At 44.2% G+C, this 20,331-nt stretch carries 16 protein-coding genes and 1 pseudogene; 14 read left to right on the plus strand and 3 right to left on the minus strand.

Translation table 11 applies throughout. The features are described from left to right. Positions 1 to 127 precede the first annotated feature (127 nt). The 10 genes from hypF (at position 128) to OCU77_RS18200 (ending at position 10,262) form a co-directional block, all read left to right on the plus strand. Entirely contained in the window at positions 128 to 2,656 is a 2,529-nt protein-coding gene (gene hypF / locus OCU77_RS18155; RefSeq protein ID WP_048897746.1) for a carbamoyltransferase HypF, read from the plus strand. 67 nt (positions 2,657 to 2,723) lie between these two features. Further along, entirely contained in the window at positions 2,724 to 2,981 is a 258-nt protein-coding gene (locus tag OCU77_RS18160; RefSeq protein ID WP_048897747.1) for a HypC/HybG/HupF family hydrogenase formation chaperone, read from the plus strand. Further along, positions 2,978 to 4,192, plus strand: coding sequence for a hydrogenase formation protein HypD (gene hypD / locus OCU77_RS18165; RefSeq protein ID WP_048897748.1), 1,215 nt, complete (start codon positions 2,978 to 2,980; stop codon positions 4,190 to 4,192). The genes OCU77_RS18160 and hypD overlap by 4 nt, the downstream gene beginning before the upstream one ends. Beyond that, positions 4,189 to 5,181 (plus strand): hydrogenase expression/formation protein HypE, encoded by a 993-nt coding sequence (gene hypE, locus OCU77_RS18170; RefSeq protein WP_107302673.1) that lies wholly within the window; start codon positions 4,189 to 4,191, stop codon positions 5,179 to 5,181. Before hypD ends, hypE begins: the two co-directional genes overlap by 4 nt. A gap of 297 nt (positions 5,182 to 5,478) precedes the next feature. Next, on the plus strand, positions 5,479 to 5,760 hold the full coding sequence (locus tag OCU77_RS18175; RefSeq protein ID WP_048897749.1) for a hypothetical protein: 282 nt from the start codon (positions 5,479 to 5,481) through the stop codon (positions 5,758 to 5,760). Beyond that, positions 5,753 to 6,796, plus strand: coding sequence for a radical SAM/SPASM domain-containing protein (locus OCU77_RS18180; RefSeq protein WP_048897750.1), 1,044 nt, complete (start codon positions 5,753 to 5,755; stop codon positions 6,794 to 6,796). The genes OCU77_RS18175 and OCU77_RS18180 overlap by 8 nt, the downstream gene beginning before the upstream one ends. Before the next feature lie 8 nt (positions 6,797 to 6,804). Then, positions 6,805 to 7,020 (plus strand): hypothetical protein, encoded by a 216-nt coding sequence (locus OCU77_RS18185; protein ID WP_048897751.1) that lies wholly within the window; start codon positions 6,805 to 6,807, stop codon positions 7,018 to 7,020. Continuing rightward, entirely contained in the window at positions 6,995 to 7,201 is a 207-nt protein-coding gene (locus tag OCU77_RS18190) for a hypothetical protein (RefSeq protein WP_048897752.1), read from the plus strand. Before OCU77_RS18185 ends, OCU77_RS18190 begins: the two co-directional genes overlap by 26 nt. Continuing rightward, positions 7,201 to 7,503 (plus strand): PqqD family protein, encoded by a 303-nt coding sequence (locus tag OCU77_RS18195; protein WP_048897753.1) that lies wholly within the window; start codon positions 7,201 to 7,203, stop codon positions 7,501 to 7,503. Before OCU77_RS18190 ends, OCU77_RS18195 begins: the two co-directional genes overlap by 1 nt. A gap of 260 nt (positions 7,504 to 7,763) precedes the next feature. Next, complete coding sequence (locus OCU77_RS18200) at positions 7,764 to 10,262, plus strand: SEL1-like repeat protein (protein WP_107302672.1); 2,499 nt, start codon at positions 7,764 to 7,766, stop codon at positions 10,260 to 10,262. 268 nt (positions 10,263 to 10,530) lie between these two features. On the opposite strand, the gene OCU77_RS18205 is transcribed toward OCU77_RS18200, so the two are convergent. Further along, positions 10,531 to 11,319 carry a phytanoyl-CoA dioxygenase family protein gene (locus OCU77_RS18205; RefSeq protein ID WP_048897758.1) on the minus strand — a complete coding sequence of 263 codons (789 nt, stop codon included), beginning with the start codon at positions 11,317 to 11,319 and terminating at the stop codon, positions 10,531 to 10,533. Positions 11,320 to 11,573: 254 nt separating this feature from the next. On the opposite strand from OCU77_RS18205, the pseudogene OCU77_RS18210 reads away from it, so the two are divergent. Then, a pseudogene (locus OCU77_RS18210) lies at positions 11,574 to 12,067 on the plus strand (YcxB family protein). A gap of 172 nt (positions 12,068 to 12,239) precedes the next feature. On the opposite strand, the gene yqeB reads toward OCU77_RS18210, so the two are convergent. After that, a complete protein-coding gene (gene yqeB / locus OCU77_RS18215) occupies positions 12,240 to 13,838 on the minus strand; it encodes a selenium-dependent molybdenum cofactor biosynthesis protein YqeB (protein WP_107302671.1) in 1,599 nt (532 codons plus the stop codon). Positions 13,839 to 13,915: 77 nt separating this feature from the next. Continuing rightward, positions 13,916 to 14,797, minus strand: coding sequence for a selenium cofactor biosynthesis protein YqeC (yqeC, locus tag OCU77_RS18220; protein WP_244915169.1), 882 nt, complete (start codon positions 14,795 to 14,797; stop codon positions 13,916 to 13,918). A 27-nt stretch (positions 14,798 to 14,824) separates the two neighbouring features. Between yqeC and mocA the strand changes: the two genes are divergently transcribed. The 3 genes from mocA (at position 14,825) to ssnA (ending at position 20,319) form a co-directional block, all read left to right on the plus strand. Continuing rightward, positions 14,825 to 15,415 carry a molybdenum cofactor cytidylyltransferase gene (gene mocA / locus OCU77_RS18225; RefSeq protein WP_048897760.1) on the plus strand — a complete coding sequence of 197 codons (591 nt, stop codon included), beginning with the start codon at positions 14,825 to 14,827 and terminating at the stop codon, positions 15,413 to 15,415. Positions 15,416 to 15,859: 444 nt separating this feature from the next. After that, a complete protein-coding gene (ygfK, locus tag OCU77_RS18230) occupies positions 15,860 to 18,976 on the plus strand; it encodes a putative selenate reductase subunit YgfK (RefSeq protein WP_107302670.1) in 3,117 nt (1,038 codons plus the stop codon). Between the two features lie 14 nt (positions 18,977 to 18,990). Next, the gene (gene ssnA, locus OCU77_RS18235; RefSeq protein ID WP_048897761.1) at positions 18,991 to 20,319 is read left to right on the plus strand and encodes a putative aminohydrolase SsnA; all 1,329 of its coding nucleotides are present in this window, start codon (positions 18,991 to 18,993) and stop codon (positions 20,317 to 20,319) included. The last annotated feature ends 12 nt before the right edge of the window (positions 20,320 to 20,331 follow it).

The raw sequence follows: 20,331 nt of genomic DNA on the forward strand, positions 1-20,331 counted from the left end.
GATTTAATGTGAACTTAGTCTAATTATTATTCACTCAATTACTTATCATACAAATATGTGTGCGTGTCGTTTTGGCGTATTTTGTCTAGCGTTAACGCGTTAGATATTTGGGGTAAGTTGGTGGGGCATGGGGCAAATTCGGCAGTTAATTCATATTACAGGGATAGTACAGGGGGTCGGATTTCGACCTTTTATCTACAAACTGGCCAAGCAATATCAACTCAGTGGTTATGTGCTTAACAATGGTGATGGCGTTAGTATTGAGGTTGAAGGCGAGGAAAGACAAGTAACGGCTTTTTATAACGACATCACTTTGCAAGCGCCACCGCTGAGCCGTATTGATAGTATTACCGCCCAAGCGATTGCGGTTGTTGATGCGTTAACTTTTATTTCTGATAATGTCTCACCTGAACATACCCCCAAGTTTATTATTACCGAAAGTGACAGCAGTCAAAGTGCCACAGTGTGTGTGTCGCCAGACCAAGGTATTTGTCCTGCTTGCCTTGATGATATTAACGATCCAACCAATCGTCACTATCGTTACCCTTTCACCAATTGTACCCACTGCGGCCCACGCTATACGCTAATTAAACAGCTGCCTTATGATCGTAAGCAAACTTCGATGGCGGCTTTTGCTATGTGTCCTGATTGCGAAGCGGCTTATACCAACCCTGAAGATCGCCGTTATCATGCGCAACCTGTTAGCTGTCCTAAATGCGGGCCTTGGGTCAGTTTTTATGATCTAGCGTGTAAGGCAGAGCAACCCGAACCTATTGCTGATCATTATGCGGCGATAGAAGCAACAGCTGCTGCCTTGAATGCAGGGAAAATCATTGCGGTAAAAGGTCTTGGTGGTTTCCACTTAATGTGTGATGCCACTAATCAACAGGCAGTCGCTCAGCTCAGACTTCGCAAACAACGCCAACGCAAACCGCTGGCGGTGATGATGAAAGATACACACCAAGCCCAATGCTATATAGAAGGCAGTCAGCAAGAGTGGGCACTATTAGGATCTCAGCAGCGGCCTATTACCTTATTTCGTAAAAAAGCATCGTGCTCAGGTTACGTAAGTGGTGAAGATCTTACTATTACGGCTCGGACTAGGGCTGATATTGCCGATAATGTCGCGCCCAATATCCCTTATCTTGGAGTGATGTTGCCTTACACACCGCTGCATTACTTATTATTCGATTTAGTAGATGTGCCTTTGGTGGCAACCAGCGCCAATATTTCTGGCTTTCCCATAATTGCGAACAGTGATGATATTTTCAGGCAGTTGGGGCATGTGGTGGATGGCGTACTCGATCATAACCGTGAAATCGTTCATTGCTGCGATGACAGCTTGGTCCAGGTTGCAGGCGGTAGACGACAAACACTCCGTTTAGCCCGTGGTTATGCTCCTTATACTTTTTCGCTGCCACATAAGTTAACGCACCCTGTGCTGGCTGTGGGTGGACAGCAAAAAGTGACCTTTGGTTTGGGGTTTGCCGGGCAAGGGATCATCAGCCCACATGTCGGTGATATGTTTGGCTTGGACATGCAGCAACACTATCAACAAATGTTGAATGGTTTTACTCATATTTATCACGTAAAACCACAAACGATAGTGTGCGACAAGCATCCAAACTATATGACCACAGAGTGGGCGCAGGACTATGTTGAAGGTTCTGTTCAAGGCTGTGTTCAGAAAAATGGTCAAGAAGCGGCTCAGGAAAATAGCCCCGACAGTATTCGCACTAACAACCACGACACGCGTTGCGAGAAGCCTGCTCAATTACTCCAGCTGCAACACCATCATGCCCATATTGTTGCTGTTATGGCTGAACACCAAATGCGAGAAACGGTATTAGGTTTTGCTTTTGATGGCACAGGCTTGGGGGATGATCACCAAATTTGGGGTGGGGAGGTGTTACTGGCCGATCATCAAACGGCTAAGCGCCTTTATCATCTAAAACCCTTCCGCCTAATCGGTGGTGAGCGAGCGATTAAAGAGCCCGCACGGATTTTGTTGGGCTTGCTGCTGGAGTATTACTCGTTCGAACAGATAAAAGCATTACAGCTAGACGCTTTTACCTGCATGCCTAACAGCAAACTCGATAACTTGTACCGATTATGGCTAACCGAACAGAGTTCACCTTATACCACTTCGATGGGGCGTTTAGTCGATGCGTTTGCCAGCTTACTTGGCCTTGTTGAAAGGGTTGATTATGAAGGTGAGTGCGGTATGCGATTAGAAGCGCTTGCTATACAAGCAGAAGCAAATGAGGCGGTAGAACCGCTGCCTATCCCTATGTTTTTTGTTGAAAATGACGTTATCGATCCGCAACCCCTACTTGCGAGTGTGATCGATAATCTAATCACCAGTGCTACCCAATCAGATTCCTCTAACTTTATGGCTCAGCGAGACTTGGCGGTTAAGCTAAACGCGGCGAATCAGTTTTTTACCGCGCTGGTTGAGATGATCTACACCATCAGTGCCAAACACCCTGAGTACCCCGTTGTGGTCTCGGGTGGGGTTTTCCAAAACCGTGTGCTGATGGACAGGCTTGATGCCCGCTTTACATCTGAGGATCGTTCGTTTCTCACCAGCGAAATCATTCCACTTAATGATGGTGGGATCGCGATGGGGCAGCTTTGGCATGGATTATGGCAATAAGGCACAGGCTTATAGGCATTCCGTCCTTAATAAAAAGAATATTACCAACTTGGAAGAGAGATAAATTATGTGTTTGTGTATTCCCTCGCAGATAGTGGAAATCCACGCAGAGGACAGTACGGTCACGGTCGATACTTTGGGCGTCCGACGTAGGATCAGTACGCATTTAATCGAAGACCCATTGAGCATGGGGGATTACTTATTGATCCATGTTGGCTTTGCTATTAGCAAAATCAATGAACAAGAAGCCTTAAAAAGCCTAGAAGAATACCGCTTATTATTGGCTGAAATGGGTGAAGAAGAAGCGAGAGCATTGTTTATATGATTGAACTTAAAGATCTCTCCCAAGGCTTTCGTAACCCCGAGTTAATGCAGTCGCTTTCTCAACGTATTCATCAACTTTCTGCTCAATTAAGTGAACCGATTAAAATCATGGAGGTGTGCGGTGGTCATACCCACACCATCATGAAATACGGTTTAAATCAGTTGTTACCCCGTAATATTGAATTCATTCATGGTCCCGGCTGTCCTGTTTGTATCATGCCGAAAGAGCGGATTGATCATGCGATTGAACTGGCGATGTTACCCGAGGTCATTCTGGTAACCTTGGGCGATATGATCCGTGTACCTGGCTCGAAAGGTACCTTAGCGCAATGTCGTGCAAAAGGGGGCGATGTTCGTCCGGTTTATGATCCGCTTGATGCCCTTGAAATCGCTAAGCAGAACCCAGATCGCAAGGTGGTCTTTTTTGCGATTGGTTTTGAAACCACCACACCAATGACAGCCGTGTTATTGGAGCTGGCTGAAAAGCAAAATGTCGCCAACCTCTATTTTCATATTAACCATGTGTTAGTGCCGCCTGCGGTTGATGCCGTAATGGCAGACGGCGCAGCCAAAGTTACCGCCTTTATTGGTCCTTCGCATGTTAGTGCCATTACCGGTTCTGATATTTATCAGCCGATTGTCGATTGTTACCACACACCCGTTGTGGTGAGCGGCTTTGAACCTGTTGATGTGATGCAGTCGATTTTGATGATAGTGGAGCAGAAAGTACAAGGTGTCGCCAAGTTAGAAGTGCAATACACCCGTGTTGTCACAGCCAAAGGCAATCAAGCAGCACAGCAGAAAGTGGCGAGTATGTTCACCTTGCGTCCGCATTTTCGCTGGCGTGGCCTTGGCGATATCCCATTGTCATCTCTGGTGTTGTCGGAGCAATATCGTCATCGTGATGCAGAAGTTGTGTTTGCCGATGTTTTGTCGGATCAGGCGATAGAAGATCATAAAGCCTGTCAGTGTGCCGACATTTTACGAGGGTTAGCGAAACCGAATCAATGCCGTGTGTTTGGCCGAGGCTGTACCCCAACCAAACCAATGGGAAGTTGTATGGTCAGTTCGGAAGGGGCGTGCAATGCCTATTATCGCTATGCAGGCTTGGCGTTTGACCTCGATTTGAATAAAGACGCCGCGGCTAAAGAGGCTACAGCAGACGAAGCCTCGATAAACAGAGCTAAGACAGAAAAGGAGATCACAGCATGAGAACTGTTCAACTAAGCCATGGTGGCGGTGGTCAGGAAATGAATAAACTGATCAGTGATCTGTTTTTCCACCATTTTCAAAACGAGATACTGTTGAAAGCTGAAGATGCCGCGGTATTGCAGCTTGAAGGGCCGATTGCGTTCACGTCAGATAGCTTTACCGTTTCTCCGTTGTTTTTTGCGGGTGGCGACATTGGTAAGTTGGCGATAGCAGGCACAGTGAATGACTTAGCCATGGTCGGTGCACAGCCGCAATACCTGAGTTGTAGCTTCATCATCGAAGAAGGTTTTGAGTACCACAAGCTTGAAACCATAGTGAAAAGCATGAAAGCGGAACTAGAAAAATCGGGTGCACAAATCGTGTGTGGCGATACTAAAGTCGTGCCTCGTGGTGCGGCTGATGGCGTGTTTATTAACACAACAGGCGTTGGCACGGTTAAATACCCCAATATTTCGGTAAGTCAGCTGCAGGCGGGCGATGCCATTTTGGTTTCTCGCGATATTGGTTGTCATGGTAGCTGTATATTAATGGCTCGTGATGAACTGCGCTTAGAGTCTGAGCTAGTGAGTGATTGTGCGACATTGTGGCCAGTGGTCGAGCGCCTGATTGAGTCTGGGGTTTCCCTTCATGCTATGCGCGACGCGACTCGCGGTGGTTTGTCGGCTGTTTTGAATGAATGGTGTGAAGGCTCCAAAATCCAAATTGATGTCGAAGAAGAGAAAATCCCTGTTGCCGATGCTGTGCAAGGCTTGTGTGAATTATACGGTTTTGAGCCCTACGATTTAGCCAACGAAGGCACCATGATTTTGGCGGTTCCCGCGAAAGATGTTCCTGCCGCTTTAGATGTGTTGCGCCTGTTTTCACCAAGCGCCCAACAGATAGGCACCGTGGTTGAAGCACAACAGCACAAAGTGATTATGCATAACCCATGGGGCGGGCGTCGTTACCTTGAATTACCGCAAGGCGAGCTGTTACCGCGTATTTGTTAGCATCAGTAATAGATGAATTGCGCTTATTTTAGTGAGTGCGATGAGTAAGGGAGGCAGGGGGGATTAAGCATTGACGAATTCGTGCTTCCTCCCTGCTTCTATGACTTTCTTTACATTCTCTCGGGCTTAGAGTGCGAAAGGTAATGCGTCAAATTAGGTCGAAAACTCCTCGATTAAGCGATATTTAACTTCGTTAAAATCACATGCGAAAATGATGTATGTCACTGTAATTTATGTGTATACATGATATTTTTCAGTTGATTTAATCCAGATTAAACATATTTAGGTCGTTCAACCATGAGTGAAGATTTGAAGCCGTTTGATTGTGAGGCTTGCGGTGAATGTTGTAGACATATCCATTTAGTCGAAGGGCTGAAACACTTACAAACTAATGGTGTATGCGACTACTTGGAAGGCAATAAATGCAGAATTTATAGTAGAAGACCAGAACTTTGTCAGTATGAAAAAGTGTTTGAGTTATATAAAAACCAATACACAGCAAAGGAATTCTATGATTTAACAGTTAAGTTTTGCAATGAATTAAAAGAAATAAAACGATTGCGAGAAGAAAATGATTGAACATTCGTTGCTTAGACAACAACAAGAATTTATTGAGCAGGAAATAAAGCAAGTTACTGAAAATCAAAAAAATGGTTTGTACCCTCTAGAATTTCCAATGCCTATTGGAGTTCAGTTCGAATTAACGATGAAGTGCAACTTGTACTGCAAGCATTGCTACAATGCGTCAGGTGAAGATGCTTGTACTGATAGAATGGATATTAGCTCGTGGTTGTCAGTAATAGATAACATCAACGAAAACGGTGGTGTTTTCCAATGCATTATCTCCGGAGGAGAGCCACTACTTTATGGTAAGAACATGTTCACAGTCATGGATGCACTCCATGAAAAGGGGACTGGCTTCATATTAATTACAAACGGGATGTTAATCCGTCCATCAACAGTTAAAAAGCTACAAAAGTATAACTATTATTGGGTTCAGGTTTCTATTGATGATTTTGATGCTGCAAAGCATGATGATTTCCGTGGAGTTACAGGCTCATGGGACAAAGCAATAGAGGCTGCTTTTTTACTTTCTAGTGCGGGGCTACCACTGCGAATTGCTCATTCAGTAACGCCAGAAAATTTATCTAGATTACCTGATATGGTCGATCTTGCCTATCAACTTGGCGCATCATCTATAGTGTGTGGTGCAATTATGCCAAGTGGACGAGCTTCAAATGATGAAACTATTGTTTGTACTAGTGAAGGTTTCCTAACTGAATTGTATAACATCATTCAAAACAAACAGTGTGAATATAATGGCAGAATGGAAGTCCTGTCTAGTTCGAATCTAAAAGAAGACATAATAAGAAAGAAAAACCAACCTAACTCTGCAATTGTAGTTCGACCAAATGGTGATGTTCGTATGGATTGCACAATGCCGTTTGTTCTAGGGAATGTTTTTGACGATAAGTTTTCTGCTATATGGAAAAAGCATGGTAATTCATGTTGGTCACATCCGAAGGTTAATGAATACATTTCTAAGTTAGATATGTATGGAGAGCACCCGGAACATAAAAATCATACAGACCTTGATATTCAGTTAGATGATTAGGAAGATATATGAAAAAAAAATATATTAAACCAGTTATAGCAACAAGCTCATTTAGGGTTGGTTTACCTACTGTCTTGGCTGTAGGTGCTGTCGCAGCGGCGGCAGGAGCGGCTTCGGTTGCTGTTGGAAAAATGGTTGGTGATATTACTAATATTAAAGCAAGTCATAATAGTGGCAATTTGAAGGTTAGAGGCTCTAATGAAAAAAACGTATGCATCGCCTAATTGTATTTTGGGTACTCAGTTGAAAACGATGGCCGCACCATTGGCTATTTTTTCAGCAGCAACAGCCGCAGCTGCTGCTGTGGGCCTTGTAGCTGGCGCTGCTGCTACATCTAAACTTATTGGTGATGACATCAATCGATGTACTATACGAAAGTTAAAAAAAATTGAGGGTTTCATTTAATGAGTGCCGTTGTATTCGATAAACTTAAATCATTACAACTGGTATCAAATCCATTAAAGGTTCGTGATGATGGTGAATTTTTAATTGCAATGAATGAAAGCATGGAGCTGTTTTACTTTAAAGATACGGCTAAAGATATGTTGTTGAAAGTAATCGAGTCAAAACCGACAGTTCAAGAATTGTTGGATTACTTATTGTCAGAGTATGATGTATCAAAAGAATTACTGATAAAAGATGTCATTCAATTCGTTAGAGATCTACAGTGGCAACGCTTGATTTCTATGAAGTGTGTGATTAATTAATAAAAATATTAAGAAAAGCAGTCAGTGACTGCTTTTTTATACTGTAGTGTTTTCCCTACCAAAACTAATCCGATTTAGAGGGGTATATAATCACCTCATATACTCGATAGCATTGTGAAATAATATGTGACGAAATTTTTGCGCTTGCTTTTCGCTGACTAAAACGCTGCTCATAATTAATGTCAATCAAATTTAATTATTTTATTTCAGTACTTTAGATGGTAAGTTTTCGCCTTTATTTGGTTTTATAGGCTTATCTTGTGCGGTGTTTTTCTATTTTCCCTATAATTGCAGCGCTTGCTGGTAGTCCAAGTTTAGCTGCAGATCCATTATCAGAATTTAAAAATGAATTACAACAGCCGAAGCTTAGCGCTGAGCAGCGACTTACGCTGGCTGAGTCTATCACCAAGCATACCGCTTGGAGTGCAGGGGCATTGGCGCAATTCTATTACACGGGGGAGGGGCTAGAGTCGCCGAATAAAGATCGTGCGTTGGCAATGTTTGAATTGAGCGCACAATTAGGCGATGCGTATTCAGCTTACAGTGCATTTTTAGGTCATATCCAAGGTTGGTCAAGTCAATCAGACCCAAGCAAAGCGGCATCATATTTATGGCAAGCCGCAAAAGCCGATATTAGACAATCTCGAATGTATTTAGCGGAAGGTTATCGAACGGGCAACTATGGATTGCCTCAAGATTTAAAAGCTGCGATGCAATGGGCTTATACGACTGAAGTGCCGCCGCAAATGCATTTGGATATGTGTCTTCAAGAGGACCCTTTATATCTAAGCCAGCATTGTGTTAATGAATGGGTTAAACCAGCCGCATTGCAAGGCGATGCGATAGCAAGTTACCGCATGGGATTACAGTTTCAGCATGGCATTAGTATGCTGACTCCAGATCTAAATGAGGCGAATACTTGGTTTGAAAAGGCGGGTAACTACGGACCTGCGTTATTCGCTCGCGGTGATCTTTTATTTGCTCAACAAGGAAACTCTTTTTTCACTAAAGACGATAGCGAGCAGATGAAATCATTGTTGTTCACTGCCGCTCAAGCGGGTGAGCTTGGCGCGTTTACAGAACTCGCGTATGTGATGATTAATGGTGGTGAATCTGACTCTGCTTTGATGTTACTAAGTCAAGCCGACATAGTTGGATCGTGTGACGCTGCATGTAAGTATCAATTATCAGTGCTGCTTGAAAACGGCGAGCCTGAAAACGCTGAAGCATATTTACAAAGTGCGATGAGTGAAGGTGATGCCAACGCTTTGCTTGAGACTGCGCTTAAACAAGCCCCTGATTTACCTGAAACTCGCGCTAAAATTTACCAAGCAGCAATTAAAGGCAATGTAACTGCAATGCTATGGTTGATGGATAGAGCAAATGAGTCGGGCGATAAAGAGCAAGCGATTATTTGGCGTCAAGAAGCGGCAGCTTTTCAAGACAGATATAGTCAGTTTGAGTTGGCCTTGCACGCGCGTAAAGAGCATTGGTATGAAGCTTCTAGCTATTGGAGGAGCAGAAACGAGTTTTCTAATCGCTTTAAAGATGACGTTAATGTCTTAGCTGATAGTGGGCGTTCTGAAGTACGCGAGGATGCCATTCAATATACAAAACAATTTAGCGGTGATCTGAAAAAGCGTTATCAAGAGTTGAACGCCCAGCATGATGAGCCAAATTATTATTTAGAACATAACCGCTTACTTAACCAACTTAAGCGTGTTCGCTTTCGTGACTACTCATTATCGCCATGGCGAATTGTCGCTGAAGCCCCTGATGTACCGCAAATAGAGGCTTATAACCGTACTGATAAAGTGCCAAGGAGATATAAAGATGGGCGTTTAGCCGTGGATGGGTCTTGGAATCCGCCCGAGAAACTCCCATTTAAATTATTGGCTAATAATCAAAGTGTGCAACAAAGCCATTGTGGATACTTATTTAATCGTGCGACAGGGGAGCATCTTTTGATCCACCGCTTGAAAGGCGGATGTCGTCCTGAACCAAGTATTTTGGCTCGACTTGAGCAAGAAGGGGCGAAAAAGCTAGTTCATAACGACGCGGCTTCAGCTGCTTTATTTGATGATGGAAGTGTTGTCACTTGGGGCGGTGCTATGGCTGGTGGCAGTCCTATTCTTGCAGCATCTAATTTTGAAGATTCAGCCTATCAAAGCCTTGATGATGAAATCAAAGTTTACCGTCGTTTACAAGCGAATATTGTCGATATCGCGCCCGTGCAAAGCCATTTCCTCGCCTTAGATAGCTCAGGGAATATTTTGCTTTGGGGACCAATGGCTTATCATTTTGGTAGTGAAATTAAAGGTGAGTATCAAGCACTGGCAGCGAGCCCTGATAGTGACCGTTTTTGTGCGTTGAGTCGTAATGGTGATGTCGATTGCTGGGATTTAGGTGGCGGCGCTTCACCACGAGTTATTGCTCATAACAAGGCGCGCGTGATGAAAGTTGAAGGTACTTTTGACACTTTTGCAATGCTTGATGAAAATGGACAATTGACATTACAGTCTATCGTTATGAATCAAGGCATCAATGATTTATTACCGACGATTGATAAAAGTAAGCGCTGGAAAAAGTTAGAACAAGTAGTTGTTTACGGTAGGCTACGAACTCTTCTGATTGATACGGATGATAAACTCTATTACATCAAGCCAAATCATCAAAAGTTAGAATTAAAATCGGTACATAATACTGGCGAAGAAACGCTATTTATTACTTCAAATGAAACAATGGCATATTTGAACTAGGTTGTTTCTTTGCATGGTAAGGGCCTCTTTAACTGTATAAGGTTAAAGAGGCTTTTTTATTTCGCTATCTAGCTATGGCAACGACCTAACCTTATCTAAAAACAACGCATTGTTAACGCCCCAAGTTGTCTAAAAAGGTTCTGTGACGAAATTCTGCATTTAATCTTGCGATAAAATAAAATGCCATTCATGATTGGCGTGTGATGAGTTTAATAAGTCAGACCTTACCGCTATTGCTGGGCAGAAGGTTTAAGGTCCTTTTTCTTACTTAAGAACACTGCATCGACTTTAGGTGTAGCGTGTTCATAAATAATCTTGGGTCTGCAATATTATTGAGCATTGATTGAGTGGGTAAGCAATCATCATCGACGTAGTCGACATAATCCGCTGATGAATCAAAAATCAAGATATCCAACGCCAAACGATCCAATCCGTATAGGCCACGGTGGATCATATCCGCTGAAAACACCAATAAGTCGCCCGCCGCTAACGCAATTGGCTTACCGCCAGAGATGCTATCACTGCTTACTTTGCCATTCACTTCTTGGCGAACATTGTACTCTTCTTCATTGTCCCATCGCTTGTGCGTGCCGGGTATGATCTCCATGCCGAGCTCATCAAATAAGGGCACGCGAAGATGCAACACTTGTGTTTCGAGTATGACTTTCATCTGGTCTTCAATGTCATAGTCGTATTGACAGTCACGATGCCAGAAGTCTTTTTGTTGCGGATTCACCGGATTGAAGAACAACTGCGTGTTCATAAACGCTGGATTTTCCGGAATCACCGCATCGACCACGTCCATGATTTTTGGGGAGCTGATGAAGTTAAAAAGTATCTTTCTATCATTGCTGAGCAAATATTCGCTTCCCGTAATTAAAGACGAGTTAAACGCTTCTTCCTGATAGAATTCTTCGTTGTCTGCTTTCCATAATTCATGGAATTTCAATACCACTTCTCTAAGCGATGCAATTTGAGCTTCATCGAAATAATTTCTAATAACAAAGTAACCATGTTCGTTGTAACTGTTACTTAATTGTTGGCTGTTTTTTAACACTGACTACCTTCACACTCTTTGTACCGTTTACTGTTCACGGCGTTCTTTGGTGCATGATGCCAGACTGGCGCCATTCAACCAAGTAACTAATGAGGGGATAACTGGCGATGGTGAGAGTAGACTTTGGCGGTATTATTGATTTACAAAATAGGGTCAAAACAGCTAAAGAAAAGTACCGAGAAGCTATACAATACTCGCGTTGCGAGGTCGCAGCATGGGATACTCATTCATAGAAAACCTCAAAGTAGCCACATATGTCTAAAGATTTTGATTTCACCATAGAATACACCCTCGATAAGCTCTTCTTTGCTGAGTGTTATGATCAAACTAGCCGTCCTGCTGAATTTCCAAAAGCCTATTTAAAAGGAATACTTTTTCTGATTTTTGGGGTGGTTTTAGTTAAATTTGAGCTACTACCCACTGGTCACGTTGGTTGGTTCTTTATTGTTTTGAGTATTGTTGAGGCACTTAGTGTTTATTTTAAGAGAACCTGGTGGCTATGGCGACAAACATTCAGTATGAGCTTTGGCAGCAAAGTGGTATTTCATGTTGACGCTAACGGTGTGAATTATAAAAGTGGTAAAAATACGCGTAACATCGCTTGGAGTGACATCGACCAACTTCAACAAACTGATTTAGGCTTTATCCTTCATATGGGTAAACGGCGTCAATATGTCAGTAAATCTTGCTTAAGCGATGAAGTGATTGCATCATGGTAGAGCAGCACGCAGCATCCAAAAAGAACTAACGTCAGTGCACGCCAAATAAAGGAAGTGAAGCGCTCGCGTGCATGTGGTTCTACGTAATTTAAAATGCAGCCCAGCTTGATGAATACAAGTTGATGAATACAAGCCAAGCTGCATGCGACCCTAGTTATGGTAAAAATGCCTTGCTAAAGGTAAAGGTAGCTAGGTCGTTGATTAGCTTACTCGCTTGTGTTCAAGGTGTAACATGGCTTCTAATACGCTACCTGCAATTGCGCGTGCTTTATCTGATACCGTAGTGTAATCCGCTTCCGCACCTCTAGGGTCAATATCACCAATCTTAAAGCCTTCTCGAACGGTCAGGCCATCGTTTAATAACCCGCGTACCATTCCGCTTAGTGGGGCGATTACAGGGCTGTCACCGATATGGGCAATGACATCATCTTCTTCAACCAGATCGCCAAGTTTGACGTGGTTATGCATGACACCTGCACATGGCGACCTAAGTACGCGTTGATGTGTATAACCTGCAATATTGCCGGGAACGCCTGTATTTGGCTGGGTTGAACCGTGGTAAATCACTCGACCTAAATGATGGCCTCGATTGGTTTCAATAACGGCATCACAATCTTTACCTGCGGTAAAACCTGGGCCTAAGGCGATGGTAATTGGCGCCATGTCTTTTTGAGTACCGAGATTGTGCTTGGCAAGGATCGTATCAACCAAGAATGTGGGTTTTAGTGTCTCTGCCGAGGTGCAATCTTCATCGATCACAACCGGAATTTGGTTGCGGTCAATGATATCGAACACTTCGTCTTTGTTATTGGCTTTGCAGGCTGTGATTCCTTCTACTTCGATGGGGTTGCCATATAAGCACTGCCCGAACGATACGCCGCAGCGAATCATGGTGGGTTTGGCGATATCTGTCATCACGACTTTATAGCCGGCATTGAATAAGCGAACAGCAACGCCGGTTGATATGTCTCCCGCGCCGCGTAGTAACACCAATTTATTGCGGTTAAGGCGGGTATCATCTTTCATTTGGCCGCCCGCTGACTCATGTTTCACCTTGAGGATTTCAGCCATTATGCTGATGGCGATCTCCTCCGGTGTTTCAGCGCCGATATTGAAACCGATAGGGGAGTGGATATTTTTGATCCTATCTTCATCGACACCACTCTGACGCAGGTGAGTAAAAAGTGCCTGTACTTTACGACGACTCGCCATAAGACCGGTATAGCGGGTTTCACAGTCGACGACTTTGGATATAGCATCTTGATCTTGGTGATTCGTCGCGATGACGACATAGCTGTCTTTGTTGATATCGAGTTGCTCGATGGCCTGCTCCATGGTATCGCCGAGTAGACGTTTGGTGCCGATTGGAAAATGCGCTTCGGCGAGACTATCGGCATAGGCATCGGCGACAGAAATATCGAAACCCAGTACGTGAGCGGCTTGGGCAACGGCACGGTTGACATGCCCAGCACCAATAAGAATCAAGCTAGGGCGCAAACCATAGACGTCGATAAACACTGTCATCGCGCCACCACAATCCATGCCCATCGCATCAGGGCCATTGCGGGTCATACGTCCTTTAACAACGCGAGGCTTTTTCTCTTGTAGCGCTTCCAAGGCTTGTTCAATCACATATCGCTCAATCATCCCACCGCCAACTGTGCCTGTGATGGTGCCATCAGCCTTGATGATCATCTGGCCTGAATGGCGTGGTGCCGAGCCGCGGGTTTCTATGATATTGGCAAGTGCAAATGGCACATTCTCTTGTTCTAGTTGGGCTGCCTTGGCAAATATATTCATTATTTATGACCTCTGTACTGACGAAGTCAGGTAGCTGCTATGATTCAGTGGCATGACTCAGTGGCATTAGCTACTTGTTACTTCAAAATGACTTCTTTGATTGGTGTTTCCGCCCGCATTTCCGTTAGCCAAACAGCGTTGAGTTGCGGACTGCTCGCCAGCACTTTTTCAGCTATCTTGCTTACGGTTTGTGCATCGTTGGCGAGATCCATTTTGTTTATCAACCAGATCTTTTTTGCTGTTTTTGGGGTTGATTTAAAGAGTCCTTGCGGATGAGATATCAACGGTTGCAATACTTGAACATCAATCACATCACCCGGTTGGCATTTTGTAATGGCTGAAAAAGCGGGCCAACGGTGGATGTGACAGGGCATTGCTTTGCGGTTGATGGCTTCTGCGCCAGTGACACCAATCACCATGTTTGAATAATTTGGAATGCAAGGTTCATTCCTATTAGGTGCTTTTATTGGTAGAGATCGCGAACCATCGCCTTCAATAATAAAAACAGTGAAGGGACAGTCATTTTCGATCATTTTTATCTCTTTTTCAGACAGACCTAATACTTTAGGTTTGGTTGTTTTTAAATGATCCGTTATCAATGATTTATAGATAAAAGTGATTGTAGGCTCACAAATACCAAAATCGTTTTGTGCTGAGGAATGATGCTTGCTACTTATCTTATCGTCTTTTTTACTATTGATAGTATCGAGAGGAATAATATAATCAGCTTGATCTTGGGTAGGTAAATACATTTTGGTTGTTGTTGTCACACATACCGAACACCCCCATTGTTTGAAATTTTTAGCTAACCAAAATGCCACCGATGTTTTTCCACCACCACCAACCAAAGTAATATATAAAGGGGTATCTTTAGATGTTAAAGTGTATCGATACAACTCAGACAAGATAAATTCATTTGGATTTTTTTCAATTAACCGAGTCTTCATCTTATAAACCATAAATGTTATTTAATGAGTGTTTTTATTATGGATAAAAAATTAACGCCCAAGCATGTAGACTGTGTGATACCTGCGGCAGGTTTATCGTCAAGGATGGGAAGTTGGAAGCTCATGCTACCTTATCAGCAGCATACAATCCTTGATGCAAGTATCGAAAACGCGCTCTCATTTTGTAGCAGAGTGATCTTGGTTGTGGGCTATAGAGGGTTGGAGCTTGTTGAAAAATACAAGGATAATAAAAGAGTTACATTAGTGCGTAATGAGAGTTACGCACAGGGTATGTTTAGCTCTATCCAGCAGGGTGTTAAGCATGTAGAGAGCGATTACTTTTTCATTACCCATGGCGATATGCCTTGTATTCCCTTGTATATATTTCAGCAGTTATGGTCAGCACGAGGCAGTTGTACTGTGTTTCCTGGTAGTGCCATACGGCCGGGCCATCCTGTACTTATCCCTCATAGATTGAAAAATAGAGTCATTCATGCCGATATTAAATCATCGATGAAAGCGATTCTCTTTAGTGAACAAGTTAAATATTTAGAATTGGATGTAGAAGAAATATATTTAGATGTGGATACGCCACAAGCTTATAAATATTTGTGTGAAGTGTCACATTAGTACTATCAATTTGATAGTTGATTCTGGTGTTATTATTAATGTGATAGAGATTGTATGTTTATATCACATTTTGTTTTCATCTCTAGTCGATGTTGTTTTTTACTTGCGACTCAATATCTATCAGTATGATTAATATCAAACTGATAGTTTTTTATTAATATGATAGCCTTTTTTTATAATTAATAATCATCCTCATTTACGGGTTGTTTTTATTGATTCTTTCCTGATGTTGATAAACGAAATTCTTTTCCTCTCGTTATCAAATGCGTTGAATTTTCGACTTCGCTCACGAAATTAATTAATAAATTACTAGGTTTTAATAAGGTTAAAAAGTTTGGCTTAGTAGTTGCTCTTTAGTTAATAACGTATTTATACGCTTTTGCCCTACACATTGTGTAAATAAACGTGCCGAGAAGAACAAGAATAACATCAAGGAGATCTATCATGGGAGACATCATGCGTCCCGTTCCATTCGGTGAGCTACTTAACCGAATGTTTAGTGAATATAAACAAAGTAAATCTATCTTTGGTATTCCAGAAAAACAGTTCTACCGTAAAGCGAGTAACACCTCGTTGTCGGTATGGGGAGAGAACTGTGAAACCCCTGTTGGCCCAGCGGCTGGACCTCATACTCAACTTGCCCAGAATATCATTACATCGTGGTTAGCTGGCGGTCGTTTCATGGAGCTGAAAACCGTTCAGAAGCTTGACCAACTCGAGCTCGCAAAGCCATGTATAGATGCGGAAGATGAGTGTTTCAATACCGAATGGTCGACCGAATTTACACTTATCAAAGCGTATGATGAGTACTTGAAGGCGTGGATGGCCTTACACTTACTGGAAGAGGTCTTTGCGCCGAGAACAGATGGTGAGAGTAAGTCGTTTATCTTTAATATGAGTGTGGGTTATGACTTGTCTGGGATCCAAACGCCAGCGATGCAGACATATATCCACGATATGCTGGATGCGAGTGAGCACCCCAATTTTGCCCGCTATGCCAACGAGCTGAAAGCCTTCAGCCAAGACCCTGAGTTTATTCATGAGTATCAGTTAGAAGATAGATGCGATCATTTGAATGCCATGATCGATGCTATTCCTGCCCAGTTAACCCGTGGTGTCACCCTTTCTACTATGCACGGCTGTCCTCCTCATGAAATTGAAGCGATTTGTCGTTACATGATCGAAGAGAAGGGGATCAACACCTTTGTTAAGTTAAACCCAACGCTATTGGGCTTTGAGCGTGTCCGTGGGATCCTCGACAATGCTGGCTTTGATTATGTTGCGCTGAGCGAAGAGTCTTTCAGCCATGATCTGCAAATTGAAGATGCTAAAGCCATGCTTCACCGTTTGGTCGATCTCGGCAAAGAGAAAGGGATCGGCTTTGGCGTTAAGCTCACCAACACCCTAGGTACCCTCAATAAAAAAGGCCGCCTACCTGATAAAGAAATGTACATGTCTGGCCGTGCCTTGTTCCCGCTATCTATCAATGTGGCGTTAGAACTGTCCCGCGAATTCAACGGCACACTGCCAATTTCATACTCGGGCGGTGCCAGCAAATTCAATATCCGCGAGATTTTCGAAGCGGGGATCCGTCCTATCACTATGGCGACTGACTTGCTAAAACCGGGTGGCTACCTTCGTCTGTCTGACTGTGCCAAAGAGCTAGAAGGCAGTGACGAGTGGGGCATGGGCAAAGTGGATTTGGTCAAGCTTGAAGCCTTGGCAGTGAAATCCCTTGATGCCGATTACGTCCAGAAACAGTGGCGTGGTCCTGAAGAAATCAGTGTTAAGAAAGCCGTGCCACTGACTGACTGTTATGTCGCACCTTGTGTGACTGCATGTCCGATTAGTCAGGACATTCCAGAATATATTCGCTTGATGGGTGAGCATAAGTACACCGAAGCGCTCGAAGTCATCTACGCCCGTAACGCATTACCTTCTATCACAGGCCATATTTGTGATCACCAGTGCCAGTACAACTGTACTCGTCGTGATTACGAAGGTGCGCTCAATATCCGTGAGATGAAGAAAATCGCATTGTCCAAAGGTTGGGATGAGTATAAAGCTAAATGGCATGAGCCAAGCCTAGATACGGCCAAACATCCTGTCGCGGTGATCGGTGCCGGTCCTGCGGGGCTTTCTGCGGCTTATTTCATGGCGCGTGCGGGTCACCCTGTTACCGTGTTTGAGAAAGAACAAAATGCTGGTGGGGTGGTGAAGAATATTATTCCTCAGTTCCGTATTCCTGCGGAAGCGATAGAGCACGATATTCAGTTCGTGAAAGATCACGGGGTGAATATTGAGTACGGCTGCAACCCAGCGCTGACGGTAGATGCCCTTAAACAAAGTGGTTTCAAATATGTCTGCTTGGGTATAGGTGCAGACAAAGGCAACCCAATTGCACTTTCTGGTGGTAACACCAATATCTACAAGTCACTGGAATTCCTACGCAGCTTCAACGATGGCGACGAGCTCAAGCTTGGCAAACATGTGGCTGTTGTTGGGGCTGGTAACACCGCAATGGACAGTGCCCGTGCTGCACTGAAAGTGCCGGGTGTTGAGAAGGTGACAATTCTTTATCGCCGTACTATCGCGGAAATGCCAGCTTACAAAGAAGAATATGAAGAAGCGGTAGAAGATGGCGTGCAGTTCATGTTCTTAACTAATCCAGAGCAATTTGAAGCGGGTGGTAAGTTGACCGCGCGTGTTATGGAGCTAGGTGAGCCCGATGAGAAAGGACGTCGCCGTCCTGTTGCGACAGACATGACGGTTGAGCTTCAGGTGAATGCCTTGATCACTGCGGTAGGTGAGCAATCAAATTGCGAAGTGCTTTCTCGCATGGGGATCCCGATGGGAGCCGATGGCTGGCCAGTCGTCGACAAAGATAGCGGTGAAACCGAGGTTGAAAATGTGTTCTTGATGGGTGATGCCCAGACAGGTCCATCATCTATCGTGTCGGCAATCTCAGGTGGCCGTAAAGCGGCAACAACCATCTTGGCCCGTGAAGCACAGGCCGATGAGCAACTAGAAGCGAAATCGGATGTGCAGGTTGAAGCTGTCTATGCACGTAAAGGTGATATCCAAGTTAAGTTGATTGCAGCTAACCAACTGGAAGAATCGGACCGTGAAGCGTTCATCGATCAAGAAGCAAAACGCTGTTTGGAATGTTCATACATTTGTAGCAAGTGTGTCGACGTCTGCCCGAACCGCGCCAATATTTCGCTGCCAATTCCGGGCTTCCGTGACCAGTTCCAGACATTACACCTAGATGCGTACTGTAATGAATGTGGAAACTGTGCTCAGTTCTGCCCATGGGATAGCAAGCCGTACAAAGACAAGTTCACGCTATTTAACTTGCGTGAAGACTTTGCCAACAGCACCAACGCCGGATTCTTCGTTGATGGTGAGGAAGTCTTGGTTCGCAGTCACAGTGAGATTTATTCCTTCCGTATTAATGAGCAGGGCAATGTGGACATGCCAGAATCGCTCGCCGATGAAGCGACGATTATTAGCTATGTCATAGCTAACCACAGTTACTTGCTTGGCAAAGTAGACGTTTAGTGAGGAGTCAGGGAATGTTAGTACTCAGAAACGCAACAGCGGTGCAGTTTGAACCTGCACTGATCAAAGAAGGCGTCGATATTGTTATTGATGGCGACAAAATCAGGGAAGTTGGCGCCAATTTGGCCGCTAATTACCCTGATGCCGTCATCAAGGACATGGCAGGAAAACTGGTGATGCCGGGCATTGTCTGTTCTCACAATCACTTCTACTCGGGATTAGCGCGCGGGATCATGGCAGATATTAAGCCAAGCCCTGACTTCATTTCGATACTGAAGAACTTGTGGTGGCGAATGGACCGAGCCTTGGACGAAGAAGCTGTGTACTACAGCGGCTTGATTTGTTCACTCGAAGCCATCAAGTGCGGTTGTTCGGCGGTGATTGATCATCATGCATCGCCAAACTATATCGCAGGCTCTTTAAGTACCTTGCGTAAAGGGTTCATGAAGGCGGGCTTGCGTGGCATGACTTGCTTTGAAACCACTGATCGTAACCACGGTATGAAAGAAATGGTGGCTGGCGTTGAAGAAAATATCGCATTTGCCCAGTTGATTGATAGTGCGAAGGCAAAGGGTGACGAACCTTACTTAGTCGAAGCTCATATTGGTGCACATGCGCCGTTTACCGTCACCAATGACGGTCTATCTATGATGGCTGAAGCGGTGCAGGCAACAGGTCGTGGGATCCATGTTCATGTGGCAGAAGATCGTTACGACGTGACCCATAGTCACCACCACTATAGCCAAGATATTGTTGAGCGTTTAGATAGTTTCGGCTTGATCAACGAGAAGACGTTATTGGCACATGGCTTGTTCTTATCCGAGAAGGACATTGCCATCCTGAACGCTAAAAACGGCTTCTTGGTCCACAACGCCCGTTCGAACATGAACAACAACGTGGGTTACAACGACAGACTGATGCGCTTCCAACATGTCGCACTGGGTACTGATGGTATCGGGGCTGATATGTTTGAAGAGTTGAAGTTCGCCTTCTTCAAACACCGTGATGCGGGTGGTCCGTTATGGCCGGATAGTTTCTTACGTCACTTATGGAACGGTAATGAAATTTTGGCCCGTAACTTCGGCGCGAAATTCGGTCGTCTAGATGCAGGCAACAAAGCTGACTTAACCATCCTTGATTACACCAGCCCGACGCCATTGGTTGCGGATAACCTCGCGGGTCATGTTGCCTTTGGCTTTAATGCGGGCAATGTGAATAGCGTGGTGGTTGAAGGTCGCTTTGTTTATGAAGATCGAGCGTTCCCGTTCGATGTGGCGCCGATATACGCAGAGGCTCGCAAGGTCGCTAAGCGTTTATGGCAAACCATGGATAAGTTGGATTAATGTGAGATCCCG

Source organism: Photobacterium swingsii, assembly GCF_024346715.1.
In the GTDB taxonomy this organism is placed as follows: domain Bacteria; phylum Pseudomonadota; class Gammaproteobacteria; order Enterobacterales; family Vibrionaceae; genus Photobacterium; species Photobacterium swingsii.